16 protein-coding genes are annotated in these 16,034 nt (G+C 72.5%); 2 read left to right on the plus strand and 14 right to left on the minus strand.

Annotated elements, in window-relative coordinates; all coding sequences use genetic code 11:
* Window positions 1-38: 38 nt before the first annotated feature.
* From hisH to FGD68_RS12525, 3 genes are all read right to left on the minus strand, one after another.
* Window positions 39-680: an imidazole glycerol phosphate synthase subunit HisH gene (gene hisH, locus FGD68_RS12515; protein ID WP_104236311.1), complete on the minus strand. Its 642-nt coding sequence runs from the start codon at window positions 678-680 to the stop codon at window positions 39-41.
* Window positions 677-1,285 carry an imidazoleglycerol-phosphate dehydratase HisB gene (hisB, locus tag FGD68_RS12520; RefSeq protein ID WP_104236310.1) on the minus strand — a complete coding sequence of 203 codons (609 nt, stop codon included), beginning with the start codon at window positions 1,283-1,285 and terminating at the stop codon, window positions 677-679. The genes hisH and hisB overlap by 4 nt, the downstream gene beginning before the upstream one ends.
* A 114-nt stretch (window positions 1,286-1,399) precedes the next feature.
* Window positions 1,400-1,810 (minus strand): hypothetical protein, encoded by a 411-nt coding sequence (locus tag FGD68_RS12525; RefSeq protein WP_237609514.1) that lies wholly within the window; start codon window positions 1,808-1,810, stop codon window positions 1,400-1,402.
* A gap of 359 nt (window positions 1,811-2,169) precedes the next feature.
* On the opposite strand from FGD68_RS12525, the gene lexA reads away from it, so the two are divergent.
* A complete protein-coding gene (gene lexA, locus FGD68_RS12530) occupies window positions 2,170-2,850 on the plus strand; it encodes a transcriptional repressor LexA (protein ID WP_086521970.1) in 681 nt (226 codons plus the stop codon).
* A 90-nt stretch (window positions 2,851-2,940) separates the two neighbouring features.
* Here lexA and hflX read toward each other — a convergent pair whose 3' ends face one another.
* Complete coding sequence (hflX, locus tag FGD68_RS12535) at window positions 2,941-4,506, minus strand: GTPase HflX (protein ID WP_119373320.1); 1,566 nt, start codon at window positions 4,504-4,506, stop codon at window positions 2,941-2,943.
* Window positions 4,507-4,547: 41 nt separating this feature from the next.
* On the opposite strand from hflX, the gene FGD68_RS12540 reads away from it, so the two are divergent.
* Window positions 4,548-5,174, plus strand: a complete 627-nt coding sequence (locus tag FGD68_RS12540; RefSeq protein ID WP_104236307.1) for a class I SAM-dependent methyltransferase — start codon at window positions 4,548-4,550, stop codon at window positions 5,172-5,174.
* A gap of 46 nt (window positions 5,175-5,220) precedes the next feature.
* On the opposite strand, the gene dapF is transcribed toward FGD68_RS12540, so the two are convergent.
* The 10 genes from dapF to FGD68_RS12590 form a co-directional block, all read right to left on the minus strand.
* On the minus strand, window positions 5,221-6,099 hold the full coding sequence (dapF, locus tag FGD68_RS12545) for a diaminopimelate epimerase (RefSeq protein WP_104236306.1): 879 nt from the start codon (window positions 6,097-6,099) through the stop codon (window positions 5,221-5,223).
* 9 nt (window positions 6,100-6,108) lie between these two features.
* Window positions 6,109-7,032, minus strand: coding sequence for a tRNA (adenosine(37)-N6)-dimethylallyltransferase MiaA (gene miaA, locus FGD68_RS12550; protein ID WP_104236305.1), 924 nt, complete (start codon window positions 7,030-7,032; stop codon window positions 6,109-6,111).
* On the minus strand, window positions 7,029-8,615 hold the full coding sequence (gene miaB, locus FGD68_RS12555) for a tRNA (N6-isopentenyl adenosine(37)-C2)-methylthiotransferase MiaB (RefSeq protein ID WP_237609515.1): 1,587 nt from the start codon (window positions 8,613-8,615) through the stop codon (window positions 7,029-7,031). The genes miaA and miaB overlap by 4 nt, the downstream gene beginning before the upstream one ends.
* Before the next feature lie 50 nt (window positions 8,616-8,665).
* Complete coding sequence (locus tag FGD68_RS12560; RefSeq protein ID WP_237609516.1) at window positions 8,666-9,715, minus strand: regulatory protein RecX; 1,050 nt, start codon at window positions 9,713-9,715, stop codon at window positions 8,666-8,668.
* A 119-nt stretch (window positions 9,716-9,834) separates the two neighbouring features.
* Window positions 9,835-10,923, minus strand: coding sequence for a recombinase RecA (gene recA, locus FGD68_RS12565; RefSeq protein ID WP_012038712.1), 1,089 nt, complete (start codon window positions 10,921-10,923; stop codon window positions 9,835-9,837).
* 282 nt (window positions 10,924-11,205) lie between these two features.
* The gene (locus FGD68_RS12570) at window positions 11,206-11,430 is read right to left on the minus strand and encodes a DUF3046 domain-containing protein (RefSeq protein WP_182480926.1); all 225 of its coding nucleotides are present in this window, start codon (window positions 11,428-11,430) and stop codon (window positions 11,206-11,208) included.
* Between the two features lie 85 nt (window positions 11,431-11,515).
* Entirely contained in the window at window positions 11,516-11,824 is a 309-nt protein-coding gene (locus tag FGD68_RS12575; protein ID WP_012298599.1) for a helix-turn-helix domain-containing protein, read from the minus strand.
* Between the two features lie 139 nt (window positions 11,825-11,963).
* Window positions 11,964-12,485, minus strand: coding sequence for a CinA family protein (locus FGD68_RS12580; protein WP_104236301.1), 522 nt, complete (start codon window positions 12,483-12,485; stop codon window positions 11,964-11,966).
* Window positions 12,482-13,111: a CDP-diacylglycerol--glycerol-3-phosphate 3-phosphatidyltransferase gene (pgsA, locus tag FGD68_RS12585; protein ID WP_182480925.1), complete on the minus strand. Its 630-nt coding sequence runs from the start codon at window positions 13,109-13,111 to the stop codon at window positions 12,482-12,484. Before pgsA ends, FGD68_RS12580 begins: the two co-directional genes overlap by 4 nt.
* Window positions 13,112-13,113: 2 nt before the next feature.
* Window positions 13,114-15,975 carry an FtsK/SpoIIIE family DNA translocase gene (locus tag FGD68_RS12590; protein WP_237609517.1) on the minus strand — a complete coding sequence of 954 codons (2,862 nt, stop codon included), beginning with the start codon at window positions 15,973-15,975 and terminating at the stop codon, window positions 13,114-13,116.
* Window positions 15,976-16,034 lie beyond the last annotated feature (59 nt).

The following is a 16,034-nucleotide window of genomic DNA, read 5'->3' on the forward strand; positions in this document are numbered from 1 at the left end:
ACGTGCGGGATGCCGCACGGGGCGGCGGGTGGGATGCGTCAGGCGGCGCGGAGCGTGCCGAGCCAGTTCGCGAGCAGCCGGATCCCGGCCGCGCCCGACTTCTCGGGATGGAACTGCGTGGCGGAGAGCGGGCCGTTCTCGACGGCGGCGACGAACCGCTCTCCGTGCGTGGCCCAGGTGACGCGGGGCGCGGGCAGCGGCGGGAGCGGGTCGATCCCCCACGTGCGCGCGGCGTACGAGTGCACGAAGTAGAAGCGCTCCTCCTCGAGGCCCGCGAACAGCGCCGACCCCTCGGGCACGTCGACCGTGTTCCAGCCCATGTGCGGGAGCACGTCCGACTCGATCCGCTCGACCGTGCCGGGCCACTCCCCCAGGCCGGCCACGTCGACCTCGCGCTCGACGCCGCGGTCGAACATGACCTGCATGCCGACGCAGATGCCCAGAACCGGTCGGCCTCCCGCCAGACGGCGATCGACGACCCGGTCGCCGCCGGCCGCCCGCAGCGCCGTCATCACGGCGGAGAACGCCCCGACGCCGGGGACGAGGAGGCCGTCGGCCTCGTGCGCCCGCTTCGGGTCGCCCGTCAGCTCGACATCGGCGCCGGCCAGCTCGAGCGCCTTGACGGCGGAGTGGACGTTGCCGCTCCCGTAGTCGAGGACGACGACGGAGGGCCGCGTCACAGCGCGCCCTTCGTGGACGGGATGCCGGAGACGCGAGGGTCGAGCTCCTTGGCGAGACGGAACGCGCGCGCGAAGGACTTGAACTCGGCCTCGGCGATGTGGTGCGGGTCGCGCCCGCCGAGCACGGTGACGTGGACGGTGAGGCCGGCGTGGAAGGTGATGGCCTCGAAGACGTGGCGGACCATGGATCCGGTGAAGTGGCCGCCGATGAGGTGCATCTCGAAGCCGGCGGGCTCACCCGAGTGCACGAGGAACGGACGGCCGGAGATGTCGACGACCGACTGCACCAGGGCCTCGTCGAGCGGGACGAGCGCGTCGCCGAAGCGGGCGATGCCGGACTTGTCTCCGAGCGCCTCGCGGATGGCCTGCCCGAGGACGATCCCGACGTCCTCCACGGTGTGGTGCACGTCGATGTGCGTGTCGCCCGTGGCGGTGACCTTGAGGTCGGTGAGGGAGTGCTTCGCGAAGGCGGTGAGCATGTGGTCGTAGAACGGCACCGACGTGCTGATCTCGGAGGCGCCTGTGCCGTCGAGGTCGAGCTGGAGGTCGATGGTGGACTCGCTGGTCTGCCGCGTGACGTGCGCGGTGCGCGCGAGGGTGCTCATGGGATCCATGCTACCGATCGGTTCCCCTCCAGCCGCCGCGCTCCCGGCCGCCACCGGGAGCGCGGCGGCGGACCGCCGTGCGCATGCGACGATCCGTGCGGGGTCGCCCGAGGATCAGTGCGCGTACTCGGTGGGGACGGCGAGCTGCTGGCCCGCCGCGACGTCCGACGACGGCAGGCGGTTGAGGTCGACGACCGACGCGATGACGTCGCGCGGGTCGGCCGACGGCGCGATCTCCTCGGCGAGGTCCCACAGGGACTGGCCGCTGGAGACGGTGACGTACTCGAACGTGGTGCCCGACGCGTCCTTCGACGCGACGGCCGCGCCTCCGTTGAGCGCGACGAGGCCGGCGCCGAGCGCGAGCGGGGCGGCGACCAGGGCCGTGAGGACGAGGCGCCCGCGACGCGTGATGCGCAGGCGCGTGCGGGGCGCGACGGCGACCTCCGCGACGGGCGAGGTGGACGGGCCGACGGGGGCGGACGCCGCGGGGATGGACGCTGCGGGGGTGGTGGCTGCGGTGTTCATGGTGACCTCTCGTGCGAGACGGTGGGGCGTCGATGCGACGCGCCCGGCGGTGCAGTGCGGTACGGCATGCGATGCGGGTCCGGCAGCTCGCACCCGGCTCTCGGCCGGGAGAGCCGGGTGCGAAGCTGTGTTCCGAACATACATTCGAAACCGGCCCCCCGCAAGCCCTCATCGCCTCGATCCCGCCCCCAGCGGCGCGACACGCTCGAACAGGTGTTTGCCCAGTGTGCCTCGGCTGGATACAGTTTCGAGTGCCTGGTGTCCATTCCATCGGGCACCACCGACATCGCCCCGCGACGGCGTCGGCCCGCCGGGTCGACGTGCCGCGGAGGCGTCGGCGACGAGAGGCGGGCCGTGGCATGACGGACGAGCGAGCGGCGGGAGGCGGCGCGACGAGGCGCCGCAAGAGCCTCAGCGACAAGCAGATCTCGATCCTGGAGTTCATCCAGCGCACCATCGCCGGCCAGGGCTACCCGCCGAGCATGCGCGAGATCGGCGACGCCGTCGGCCTCGCGTCGCTCTCCAGCGTCACGCACCAGCTCAACCAGCTCGAGCTCTCCGGCTACCTCCGCCGCGACCCGAACCGGCCGCGCGCCCTCGAGGTCCTCATCGACCTGCCCGGCACCGGCGCCGCGGAGAGCGGCGAGCCGTCGACACCCGTGGGCGACGCGGCCATGGTGCCCATGGTCGGCCGCATCGCCGCCGGCATCCCCATCACCGCCGAGCAGATGGTGGAGGAGGTCTTCCCCCTCCCCCGCCAGCTGGTCGGCAAGGGCGACCTCTTCATGCTGCGGGTCGTCGGCGACTCGATGATCGACGCGGCCATCTGCGACGGCGACTGGGTCGTCGTCCGCCAGCAGAAGACCGCGGAGAACGGCGACATCGTCGCGGCCATGCTCGACGACGAGGCCACGGTGAAGGTGTTCCGCCAGCGCGACGGCCACACCTGGCTGCTCCCCCGCAACAGCGCGTTCGAGCCCATCCTCGGCGACTTCGCCGAGGTCGTCGGCAAGGTCGTGGCGGTCATGCGCTCCGTCTGATCCCCCCGCACACGCAGCAGAGCGGCCGGTCCCCGAGGGGATCGGCCGCTCTACTGCATGCAGGCTCGAATCCGCGTACGGTGCCGCGGATCAGGCTGTGGGCACCACCGAGTACGCCTGGACCTGCGCCTGCTGCTCGGCGGTCACGAGGGCGCGCACGCGCGTGCCCTCCTCGACGTACGAGGTCTCGAGCACCTTCGCGCCGTCGTGGAGCATGGAGACGACCTCACCGTGCTCGAACGGCACCAGGAGGTCGACCTCGATGGTCGGCTGCGGCAGCAGCTCCGCGATCCGGCGACGCAGCTCCTCGACCCCCTCGCCCGTGCGGGCCGAGACGAAGACGCCCTGCGGCGCGAGGCCGCGGAGCACGACGCGCTCGCCGTCGGAGGCGAGGTCGCTCTTGTTGAACACGACGATCTCGGGGATGGAGGATGCGTCCACCTCCGCGATGACCTCGTGCACGGTCGCGAGCTGGGCGCCGGGATCCGGGTGCGAGGCGTCGACTACGTGCACGAGCACGTCCGAGTCGGCGAGCTCCTCGAGCGTCGAGCGGAAGGCCTCGACCAGCTGGTGCGGCAGGTTGCGCACGAAGCCGACGGTGTCGGCCAGCGTGTAGAGCTGCCCCTGGTCCGTCTCGGTCTTGCGCACGGTCGCATCCAGGGTCGCGAAGAGCGCGTTCTCGACGAGCACGCCGGCCTTCGTGACGCGGTTGAGCAGCGACGACTTCCCGGCGTTCGTGTACCCGACGATCGCGACCGAGGGCACCGAGTGCCGGTCGCGGTTGGCGCGCTTCGTGTCGCGCGCGGGCTTCATCGCGGCGATCTGCTTGCGGAGACGCGCCATGCGCGTGTTGATGCGCCGGCGGTCGAGCTCGATCTTGGTCTCACCTGGACCGCGCGATCCCATGCCCGCGCCCGCGCCGCCGACCTGGCCACCTGCCTGGCGCGACATCGAGTCGCCCCAGCCGCGGAGGCGCGGGAGGAGGTACTGCAGCTGCGCGAGCTCGACCTGCGCCTTGCCCTCGCGGCTCTTGGCGTGCTGGCTGAAGATGTCGAGGATGACCGCGGTGCGGTCGATGACCTTGACCTTCACCACGTCCTCGAGCGCACGCCGCTGGCTCGGGGCCAGCTCGGTGTCCGCGATGACGGTGTCCGCGCCGACCGCCGCCACGAGCGCGCGCAGCTCCTCGGCCTTGCCGCGGCCGAAGTAGGTGCTGGGATCCGGCGTGGGACGGCGTTGGAGCAGGCCGTCGAGGACGACGGCGCCCGCGGTCTCCGCGAGGGCCGCGAGCTCGCGCATGCTGTTCTCGGCGTCGTCGACGGATCCCTGCGAGTACACGCCGATGAGCACGACGTTCTCGAGGCGCAGCTGCCGGTACTCGACCTCGGTGACGTCCTCGAGCTCGGTGGAGAGGCCGGGGACCCGGCGGAGAGCCTGGCGGTCGGCGCGCTCGCTCTGGTCGCCGTCCGATCCCTGCTCGGCGTCGGGGTTCGCGGACAGGGCCTGTGCGCCGGACCCGCGGAAGAGCGCGTAGCCGGCTGACCGGTTCTCCGCTCGGGCGAGGACGCGCGCGACGACGTCGTCCCGGTCGGTGTTCTCGGTGGACGCCGTCGTCGTGTCCGCGGGCTCGTGGTCGTGCTCGTCGTGCGTTGTCATGTGCTCCCCATAGTAGCGCGGGCGTCCGGTATCGTCCCGGTATGGCCGACGCGCACTACTTCTCCCCGTCGCCGGCCGGCCCCCTGCGCACGCGCACGATCACGGTCGAGCTCGGCGGACGCACGGTGGAGGTCGAGACCGCCGGCGGCGTCTTCAGCCCCGAGCACGTCGACCAGGGCTCGCTGGTGCTGCTGCGCAACGTCCCGGAGCCCCCTGCGGAGGGACATCTGCTTGACGTGGGCTGCGGCTGGGGTCCCGTCGCGCTCGATCTGGCGATGCGGTCGCCGGCGGCCACCGTCTGGGCGGTCGACGTGAACGAGCGGGCGCTCGCGCTGACGCGGGCGAACGCCGAGTCCCTCGGCCTCGAGAACGTCAACGCCGTGCTGCCCGAGGACGTCCCCGCGCACCTCGAGTTCTCCACGGTCTGGTCGAACCCGCCGATCCGCGTCGGGAAGGAGGCGCTGCACGGCATCCTGCTCGACTGGATGCCGCGTCTCGCCCCTGGCGCGGACGCCTGGCTCGTGGTGCAGCGCAACCTCGGATCCGACTCGCTGCAGCGCTGGCTGGTCGATGCGCTGCCCGCGGGCCTCGAGACGACGCGCGCCGCGTCCGACAAGGGCTTCCGGGTGCTGCGGGTCCACCGCGCCGACGCCGGCTCGGGCTCCTAGCGCCGGGCATCCGCGTCAGGCGCTAGGAGCCCGACGCCTCGCCGGATCAGGCCAGCGTCACGACGCCGTCGAAGACCAGCTCGGCCGGTCCCGAGAGGCCCACGTGCTCGCCGTCCTCGGTCGGGAACATGCGCACGCCGAGCGCACCGCCCGGCAGCTGGACGCGCCACTGGTGCGGTGCTGCGGCACCCGCCCAGTGCCGCGTCGCGAGGGCCGCCGCCGCGGCGCCGGTGCCGCAGCTCAGCGTCTCGCCGCTCCCGCGCTCGTGGACGCGCATGGTGATGTGGCCCACCCCGTCGACGACGAGCGGATCCGCCGGCACCACCAGCTCGACGTTCGCGCCGGCGGAGGGCTCGGGATCCAGCTGCGGCACGAACGCGAGGTCGGCCTCCGCGAGCTCGTCCTCGCTCGACAGCGCGACCACCACGTGCGGGTTGCCGACGTCGATGCCGAGGCCCGGACGCGCGACCTGGAGGTCCTTCGCCCGCACCAGCGGCTCGCCGCCCGCCAGCTCCCAGCGGCCGAGGTCGACCTGGAAGCCGGATCCGCTGCGCTGGACGTCGCGGACACCGGCCCGGGTGCCGATGGGGATCGTGCGCCCCGGGGGCAGCTCGATGAGGCCGTTCTCGATGAGGAACAGCGTGAAGACGCGGATGCCGTTCCCGCACATCTCGGCGGGACTGCCGTCGACGTTGCGGTAGTCCATGAACCACTCGGCGTCCGGATCCTCGTCGAGGGCGGCGCGGCCCTCGGGGATGCGGCTCGAGAGCACCGCGCGGATCGTCCCGTCGGCGCCGATGCCGAAGTGGCGGTCGCAGAGGGCCTGCACCTGCGTGTCGGTCAGGTCGATCTCGCCCGCGGGATCCGCGAACAGCACGAAGTCGTTGCCCGTGCCCTGGCCCTTGGTGAACTGCAGGTCTGCCATCCCGCCAGCCTAGGGGCGCGCCGCCGGGAGGACGTCGAGCGCGTGCTCGAGGAGCCGTTCGTCGCGCGCGTCGAGCCGCACCGCGTCGGCGTAGCGACCGAACCACGACACCTGCCGCCGCGCGTAGCGACGGGTGAGCGCACGCGTCTCCTCCATCGCATCCTCCTCGGTGAGCTCCCCCGCGAGCTGCCGCGCCGCCTGCGCGTAGCCGATGGCGCGGGACGCGGTGACGCCGTCCGCGAGCCCCGCGGGCAGCAGCCCGGCGACTTCGCCGACGAGGCCGTCTGCCCACATGCCGGACACGCGGGCGTCGAGCCGCGGCACGAGCTCCTCGCGCGGCAGCGTGAGCGCCAGGATCCGCGCGGGATGCCACGGGCGCGGCTCGGCGGACGCGCGCTCCGGCTGCGGACCAGTGATCTCGACGACCTCCAGCGCGCGCACGAGGCGCCGCCCGTTGTGCGCGCCGATCCGCTGGGCTGCGGCCGGGTCGAGCTCCCGGAGGCGTCGGTGGAGCATGCCCGGCCCGGTCTCCGCGAGCTCCCGCTCCAGGCGCTGTCGGATCTCGGGATCCGTGCCGGGGAACTCGTAGTCGAACAGGACAGACGAGACGTAGAGCCCGGATCCTCCGACGAGGATCGGGACCGCCCCGCGTTCGAGGATGCCGGAGATCACCCCGCGCGCCTCCTCCTGGTACGCGGCCACGGTCGCCTCGGCGGTCACGTCGAGGACGTCGAGCATGTGGTGCGGCACATCACGGCGCTCGGCCTCCGGCAGCTTGGCCGTGCCGATGTCCATGCCGCGGTACAGCTGCATGGCGTCGGCGTTGACGATCTCCGCAGCGCGACCCTGCGACCGCAGCCGATCCGCGATGTCGAGGGACAGCCCGGACTTGCCCGTCCCGGTGGCGCCGACGACCGCGACGATCGGGATCACGCGCGGTGGCGCGGGTGCGCGGACCCGTCGACCGCGCCGGCGGATGCGATCGTCGGCACGCGGAGCGAGGGCAGCCCGAGCGAGACGCGCGGCGCACCGCCCGCGCTGGTCCCCGCCGCCGGGACGGGCACGCCGCAGGAGTCGGCCTGTGCGCGCTCCCACGCGTCGCCCGCTCGGGTGCGGCGGATGCGCAGCGGGGCCTGGTCGACCGAGTCCGCGATGAGGTGGAACGGCGCAGCCCGGGTGATCTCGACCTCGACCGCGTCGCCGGGCCGCGGCTCGCCGCTGCCCGCAGGCACGTCGAGGTGGACGAGGCGGCCGTCCTGCGCGCGCCCGGTGACCCGACGGGTGTCGCCGTCCTTGCGGCCCTCGTGGGCGCTGACGAGCACCTCCACCGTGCGGCCGACGACACGCTGGTTCTCCTCGTGGCTGATGCGCTCCTGCAGCGCGGTGAGGCGCCCGTAGCGCTCCTTCACCACATCGGCGGGCACCTGCTCCTCCATGCTCGCGGCCGGGGTCCCGGGGCGGATGGAGTACTGGAACGTGAACGCGGAGGAGAAGCGGGCGGCCTCGACGACGCGGAGGGTCTCCTGGAAGTCCTCCTCCGTCTCGCCGGGGAAGCCGACGATGATGTCGGTCGTGATCGCCGCGTCGGGGATCCGCGTGCGTACGCGGTCGAGGATCCCGAGGAAGCGCTCGGACCGGTACGACCGGCGCATCGCCTTGAGGACGCGATCGGATCCGGACTGCAGCGGCATGTGCAGCTGCGGCGTCACCGCCGGCGTCTCGGCCATCGCGTCGATCACGTCGTCGGTGAAGGCGGCCGGATGCGGGCTCGTGAAGCGGATGCGCTCGAGGCCCGCGATGTCGCCCGCGGCGCGGAGCAGCTTGCCGAACGCCTGCCGGTCGCCGAACTCGACGCCGTAGGAGTTGACGTTCTGGCCGAGCAGCGTGACCTCGACGGCGCCGTCGTCCACGAGCGCCTGGATCTCGGCGAGGATGTCCCCCGGCCGTCGGTCCTTCTCCTTGCCGCGGAGGGCGGGCACGATGCAGAACGTGCAGGTGTTGTTGCATCCGACCGAGATGGACACCCACCCGCTCGCGATCTCGTCGCGCTTCGTGGGCAGGGTGGACGGGAACGTCTCGAGGCTCTCCAGGATCTCGAGCTGCGCCTCGCCGTTGTGCCGCGCACGCTCGAGCAGAGTCGGCAGCGCGCCCATGTTGTGGGTGCCGAAGACGACGTCGACCCAGGGCGCCTTCTCGAGGACGGTCGCCCGGTCCTTCTGCGCGAGGCATCCGCCGACGGCGATCTGCATGCCCTCATGCCGGCGCTTCACACCGGCGAGGTGGCCCAGGTTCCCGTAGAGCTTGTTGTCCGCGTTCTCGCGGACGGCACAGGTGTTGATGACGACGATGTCGGCCTCGGCACCCTCGGCCGACACGTAACCGGCGGCCTCGAGGGAGCCCGTGAGCCGCTCCGAGTCGTGCACGTTCATCTGACACCCGTAGGTGCGGACCTCGTACGTCCGGGGCCGCTCAGCTGCGGGCGGGGTGTCGCGGACGTGCTCGGCGAGGCTGCTCATGATTGCTCGATCCTACGTGCGCGGACGCCGCGCGCCGCCCGACGACCGGGTCAGCGGAAGCGCACCCGCGACGAGCCGCGGCGGGTGGCGAGCGCGGCCTTCGCGGCCTCGCGCACGATGCCGCCCCCGTAGCCGCGGCGCATCAGGAACGACGTCAGGCGCCGCTCGGCCGTCTCGTCGTCGTACGACGAGAGCTGACCCACGCGCTTCATCGCGACCTCGGTGGCGCGAGCGAGCTCCTCGTCGGGCTGCTCGGCCATCGCCTCCTCGATGACGAGGGGATCGAGCTTGCGGCGGCGCATCTCCATCTCGACCGATCGCCGGCCGAGGCCCTTGCGATCGAGGTGCGTGTGCAGGATCTGCTCCGCCAGCGCGGCCTCGTCGATGTACTGCAGGGAGACGTACCTGGCGAGCGTCTCCTCCGCGATGTCCGCGTCGATCTCCGCGCCGTCGAGCACCTCGCGCGCCTCGGCGAGCGAGAGCCCTCGACCGCGCAGGCGATTGGCGAGGACGTTGTCCGCCCGACGCCGCTGGCGCTCGGGCGTCCGCTCGGCCGCCCGCTCCTCCTCGGCTTCCGCCTCGCGACGCTCGTCCTCGACGCGGTCCTCCTCGAGCCGGAGCATGTCCTTCCGGTACGCCTCGTCCTGCTCCGCCTTGGCGCGCGCACGCGCGGTGCGCTCCTGCTCGGCGCGCCATGCAGCGGGGGTCGGGTCGTCCGCGGACACCGGCTCGGACTGCGGCCCCTCGGGGAACGCGGCAGGCGCGTCCGCTGACCCTCGTGCGGCGTGGGCCTCGGCCTCGGCGAGGACTCGCCTCGCCTCCGCGATGCGCTCCTGCGCCGCGAGCGCGCGACCGGCTTCCGACGCGTCCACGGCGGCGCCGATCGTGACGATGCCGTCCACCTCGGTGACCGTCCGACCGCGCGCGGGATGCGTCGGCGCGACCTGAGATGCGGGCGGCTCCTCGACGGGCGACGCGGGCTCGACGATCGGCCGGGCTGCCTCTCGACGCGAACGCCGCGCGGCGAGTGAGGCGACGGGCGCGATCTCGTCGGGCCCGGGGCCCGTGCCCTGCTCGTTCTCGGAGGGGAATCTGACCATGATGCGTCCGTCCTCGGATGGGTCATCCCCCGCTGGCGCCGGGCGCCATGGGGGAAGAGCCGGAATGGTGCAGGTGGTGGGGCGCATCGGCGCGATGCGCCCCACCGGGGTGCGCCGGGTCAGGCGCTCTTGCGGGCCGAGGCCTTCGGCGCGACGGCGGCGACCGGCGCGGGAGCCGAATCCGCGGGGGCGTCGGCGACTGCGTTCGGGTCCTTCACGAGGCCGAGCTTGACCTTGATCTTCTGCTCGATCTCGGCGGCGATCTCCGGGTTGTTCAGGAGGTGCTTGCGCGAGTTCTCCTTGCCCTGGCCCAGCTGGTCGCCGTCGTAGGTGTACCAGGCGCCCGACTTGCGGACGATCTCGTGCTCGACGCCGAAGTCGATGAGGCTGCCCTCGCGGGAGATGCCGGTGCCGTAGAGGATGTCGAACTCGGCCTGCTTGAAGGGCGGTGCCATCTTGTTCTTGACGACCTTGACGCGCGTGCGGTTGCCGACCGCGTCGGTGCCGTCCTTCAGTGTCTCGATGCGGCGGATGTCGAGGCGGACGGAGGCGTAGAACTTCAGCGCCTTGCCGCCAGCCGTGGTCTCGGGGCTGCCGAAGAACACGCCGATCTTCTCGCGCAGCTGGTTGATGAAGATCATGGTGGTCTGCGTCTGGTTGAGCCCACCGGTGAGCTTGCGGAGCGCCTGCGACATGAGGCGCGCCTGGAGGCCGACGTGCGAGTCGCCCATCTCGCCCTCGATCTCCGCACGGGGCACGAGCGCCGCGACGGAGTCGATGACGACGAGGTCTATGGAGCCCGAGCGCACGAGCATGTCGGCGATCTCGAGGGCCTGCTCACCCGTGTCGGGCTGGGAGACGAGGAGCGCGTCGATGTCGACGCCGAGCTTCTTCGCGTACTCCGGGTCGAGCGCGTGCTCCGCGTCGATGAACGCCGCGATGCCGCCGGCGCGCTGAGCGTTGGCGATGGCGTGCAGCGTGAGCGTGGTCTTTCCCGAGGACTCCGGGCCGTAGATCTCGACGATGCGGCCGCGCGGGAGCCCGCCGATGCCGAGCGCCACATCCAGCGCGACGGAGCCGGTGGGGATGACGGCGACGGGGGCGCGCTCGTCGCTGCCCAGCCGCATGACCGAGCCCTTGCCGAACTGCCGGTCGATCTGTGCGAGCGCGGTCTCGAGTGACTTCTCGCGGTCTGCCGATGATGCCATGGGGTGCTCCTCGTGTCGAAGGTGGGTTGCCTGCAGGCTGTCGCTCCGCTCCCGCTGGCCGCGGGGTCCGGTGCCGACAAGGCGACGGGTGATCTCCGCGAGGTGCACGTTATGCGGCGCCGCCGACATCGCTGCCGGAGGGGCCGGACCTGTGCAGTCCGCGCTTCGAATCGCTCCTGTGGGGAGACTACGCGCGTTCGAAGGGATATTCGAACGGCGCGCCGCATGTCGTCGACGGATCCGCGGCGCCTCGAGGACGAGGAGCGCCGGAGGACGGGAGCGTCAGGCGCGCGGCTCGGGGACGCCGGCGCCGTTCCAGCGCGAGCGCGGGACGTCCTGCGCTCGGCAGAGGGCGAGCCAGACCTCGCGGGCGGGCGTGCCGTCCTTCAGCGCCTGCCCGCACGTGCGCCCGCCGAGTTCGCCGAGCACGAGGTCCGCGACGAGCACCGGTCCGTAGCCGGCGCCGAACTCGTCGGAGACGGCCCGCTGGAACTCGCTCGATCGCATGCCGACCACGCTACCCGCTGCCGTCCGCACGACGACGCCCCGCCCGTCGCGAGGACGAGCGGGGCGGGAGGCCGTGGAGGAGGGGTCAGCGCGCGACGAGGTCGCTGTCGAAGCCGGCGACGAGGTCGTCGGGAATGGTGTCGGGGATGGGGTTGAGCCCCTCGATGACGGCGAGGCGATCGCCCACCTCGCGCATGATGACGGAGATGGGGGTGTCCAACGCGTCGGCGACGGACGCGAGGATCTCGCTCGACGCCTCCTTCTGGCCCCGCTCGACCTCGCTGAGGTAGCCGAGGGCAACGCTCGCCTTGCTGGCGACCTGGCGGAGAGTGCGCCCCTTCTGCAGGCGGAAGTCGCGAAGGACGTCGCCGATCTCCTGACGGACTAGAACCACGGGAGCCTCCTCGTTGCGCCTGGTGCCTGATCGAACCGGAGGTCCGGGGCTGATGGATGACCATCTGGCCGAGGACTCAGGCTAAGCAGGGGCACTGGGCGTTGCTTGTGAACGTGATTACGACAACGCGGGAGCCGCATCAGATGTTCCCGCCGGGTTCGAGCGCCTCGACGAGGGCTGTGAGGGCGGCTCGGACGACACCCGCGCGGACCGCCTGGCGGCCCCCGTCGAGGTGCAGCGCGATGGCGCGCGAGTCGCCGTCGATGGACAGGCCGACGAAGGCCGTGCCCGGCGACTGCCCGTCCTGGGGGTCGGGACCGGCGGCGCCCGTCGTCGACACGCCGACGTCGGCGGGGCGCCCGTCGATCGCGCAGGTCTGCCTGACGCCGCGGGCCATCTGCCTCGCCACGTCCCGGTGGACCGCGCCGTGGACCGCGAGGATCGAGGACTCGACCCCGAGGATCGTGCGCTTGAGGGCCGTGTCGTAGGAGACGATGCCGCCCAGGAGCGCACGCGATGCGCCGGGGACCCCCACGAGGGCTGCGGTGAGCAGGCCGCCCGTCAGCGACTCCGCGACCGCGATGCGACGGCCGCTCGCCACCAGGGCCGCGATGACGCGCTCCGCGAGCTGATCGTCCGTCACGTCGTCGTACGTGCTCATCGCGCGGGCTCCGCCCGCAGGGCCTGGCGCATGTAGTCGAGGCCGGAGAGGACCGTGAGGACGAACGCGATCGACATGAGCACCGTGTTCACGACGTGCATGCCGTCGCCCACCGCATCCCACAGCGGGAGCAGCGCGACGCTGATCGCGACGGCCTGCGCGACGGTCTTGAGCTTGCCGCCGCGCGACGCCGCGACCACGCGGTCGCGGAGCACGGCGAACCGGTACGCCGTGATGCCGAGCTCGCGCACGAGGATCACGATGGTCACCCACCAGGGCAGCTCGCCGAGGACGGAGAGCATCACGAGCGCCGCGCCCGTGAGCACCTTGTCGGCGATGGGATCGAGGAGCTTGCCGAGGTCGGTCACGAGGTTGCGGCTGCGGGCGATGTGCCCGTCGACCCCGTCGGTCGCGATCGCGACGATGAACAGCGCCGCGGCCGCGTAGCGGAGCGGGCCGTCGGCGCCGTCATCCGCGGCGAGGAGGACGACGAAGACGGGGGCGAGCAGGATCCGCACGATCGTGAGGACGTTGGCGACGTTCCAGGGGCTCGCCGGGGAGTCGCCCGCGCGCCAGATGCGCGGTGCCCCCGTGCCTGCGGTGCCCGATGCGCTCCGCTCGGACATGGTCAGTCCCTCCCCGTGAGGCCCCAGGCGTCGTCGTCGCCCTCGGCCTCCACCTGCTCGTACGCGTCCAGGTCCTTGTGCAGCGGATCCGACGGGTAGCGGTTCCCGTCGTCCGCGTCCGCGGCGGGTGGCGCCGTGGGTGCAGCGGCGGCGGGGGCCGGCGCGGCGGGGGCCGGCGCGGCCGCGGGCGTCTCCCCGCGCAGCGTCGCGAGCACGCCCGGGAGCTGCTCGGCCGAGACGAGCACGTCGCGCGCCTTGGATCCCTCGGACGGGCCGACGATCTCACGCGCCTCGAGGAGGTCCATGAGGCGGCCGGCCTTCGCGAAGCCGACGCGGAGCTTCCGCTGCAGCATCGACGTGGATCCGAACTGCGTGCTGACGACGAGCTCGGCGGCCGCGAGCAGCACCTCGAGGTCGTCGCCGATGTCCGCGTCGATCTCCTTCTTCTCGGCGGCCACCGCGACGTCCTGCCGGTACTCGGGCCGCGCCTGGCGCGTCACGTGCTCAACGACCTTGGCGATCTCGGCCTCCTGCACCCATGCGCCCTGCACGCGGACGGCCTTGTTGGCGCCCATGGGGAGGAAGAGGCCGTCACCCTGGCCGATGAGCTTGTCGGCGCCGGGCTGGTCGAGGATCACGCGGGAGTCGGTCATGCTCGACACCGCGAACGCGAGGCGCGACGGCACGTTGGCCTTGATGAGGCCCGTGACGACGTCGACCGACGGGCGCTGCGTCGCGAGCACGAGGTGGATGCCGGCGGCGCGCGCCAGCTGCGTGATGCGGACGATCGAGTCCTCGACGTCGCGCGGCGCGACCATCATGAGGTCGGCCAGCTCGTCGACCACCACCAGGAGGTAGGGGTACGGGCGCAGGGTCCGCTCGCTGCCCTCGGGGAGGACGATGGATCCGCTCGTGACGGCCTTGTTGAAGTCGTCGATGTGGCGGAAGCCGAAGCTGGCGAGGTCGTCGTACCTCATGTCCATCTCCTTCACCACCCACTGCAGCGCCTCGGCCGCCTTCTTCGGGTTGGTGATGATGGGCGTGATGAGGTGCGGGACGCCCGCGTAGATGGTGAGCTCGACGCGCTTCGGGTCGATGAGGACCATGCGCACGTCGCTCGGCTTCGCGCGCATGAGGAGCGACGTGATCATGGAGTTGACGAAGCTCGACTTGCCGGAGCCCGTGGATCCCGCGACCAGGAGGTGGGGCATCTTCGCGAGGTTGGCGATGACGTAGCCGCCCTCGACGTCCTTGCCGACGCCGATGGTCATCGGGTGCGCGCTGTTCGTGGCCGCCGAGGAGCGGAGCACGTCGCCGAGCGAGACGATCTCGCGGTCGGTGTTCGGGATCTCGACGCCGATGGCGCTGCGGCCCGGGATGGGCGAGAGGATGCGGACCTCGTTGGACGCGACCGCGTAGCTGATGTTCTTCGCGAGCGCAGTGACGCGCTCCACCTTGACGCCGGGCGCGAGCTCGAGCTCGTAGCGCGTGACCGTCGGGCCGCGCGAGAAGCCCGTGACCGTCGCGTCCACCTGGAAGTTGGTGAGCACCTCGGTGAGCGCGCGCACCACCTCGTCGTTGACCGACGAGCGCGACTTCGCGGGCGTGCCGGGCGCGAGGGTGCTCGCGGCGGGGAGGCGGTACGGGGCCTGCGGGGCGTCGGACTCCCCCGACACGATCGGGGCGTCGGAGGCGTCGTCCTCGAAGCCGGGCAGGACCGCGGGCTCGTCGTCGTCGCGGATGCCGGTGGGGTGCACCGGGACGGAGGGCAGGATCGCGGTGGCCGTGGCGTCGACGGGCGCGTCGAGGTCGATGCGGCGGGTCGCGGCGTCGTCGCCCGCGAAGGCGCCGGGCTCGGGGCGGGAGGCGTCGGGATCGACCGTGCGGTCGATGACGGACGTGGGCGCCTCGGCGGCGGCGCGGCCTGTCGTCTCGTCGCGATCGTCGGATCCCGCGTGCGGCGCGAGGACCGGGCTGTCGAACGCCGGCGCGTCCTCGCGCTGGCTGCGGTTGCGGCGCCACCACGGGAGGCTGTCCGTGTCGACCGGGCCGTCGTCGTCGAGCCCCTCGAGCTCGACCTGCTCGGTCGCCTGCGCCTTGCGGGCGGCGCGGTCGGCGGCGCGCTGCTCCTCGTCCACGGGCGGGGCGCCGAAGAGGTACGAGTACAGCTCGCGCAGCCGCATGCCGACGCGGTTCGGCGGCGTGCGCGTGATGATGAAGAGGGAGAGCACCAGGAGGATCCCGGCCACGATCCCCGCGCCGATGGGCGTGATGAGGAGCGAGAGCGGGGCCGCGAGCACCCAGCCGAGGACGCCGCCGGCGCGAGCGAGCGCGAGCATGCCGTCGCGCGGATCCGGCGCCCCGTTGAAGACGTGGCAGAGAGCGGCGATGGAGACGAGGAGGAGCGAGACCCCCACGCCGATCCGCCCGTTGTCGCTCACCGAGGACGGGTGGCGGAAGAGCCAGAGGGCGAGGAGCACCATCACGATGGGCAGCGCGAACGCCACGCGACCGAAGAGCCCGCCGAACGTGTAGGCGTCGAAGGCCATGGCCACGTCGTTGAGCGGGTTGAACCACTCGACGACGACGCCGGCGATCGCGAGCACCACGAGGAGGAAGGGGATGCCGTCGCGGCGCTCCTCCTTCGCGAGCTTCTCGGGACCGAGCGCCCGGAAGAGGGCGCCCGTGGCGTGCGCGAGGCCCATCCACGCGGCGACGAGCGGGCCGCGCCGCTCCGACTGGACGGGGTAGGCGACGGTCTGCTGCTTGGTGTCCGCGGTGCGCCCCTTGCGCGGGGGCGTGGCGCGCGGCGCGCCCGAGGAGGTCTTCCCGGCGCGGCTGGTCGACCTGGTGCTCGTAGCCATGCGCCCCACGTTATCCCGCGCCGCCGTCACGGGCAGGACGCCGGGCCGGACGGGACGCT

This window comes from Clavibacter californiensis (genome assembly GCF_021952865.1).
Classification (GTDB): Bacteria; Actinomycetota; Actinomycetes; order Actinomycetales; family Microbacteriaceae; genus Clavibacter; species Clavibacter californiensis.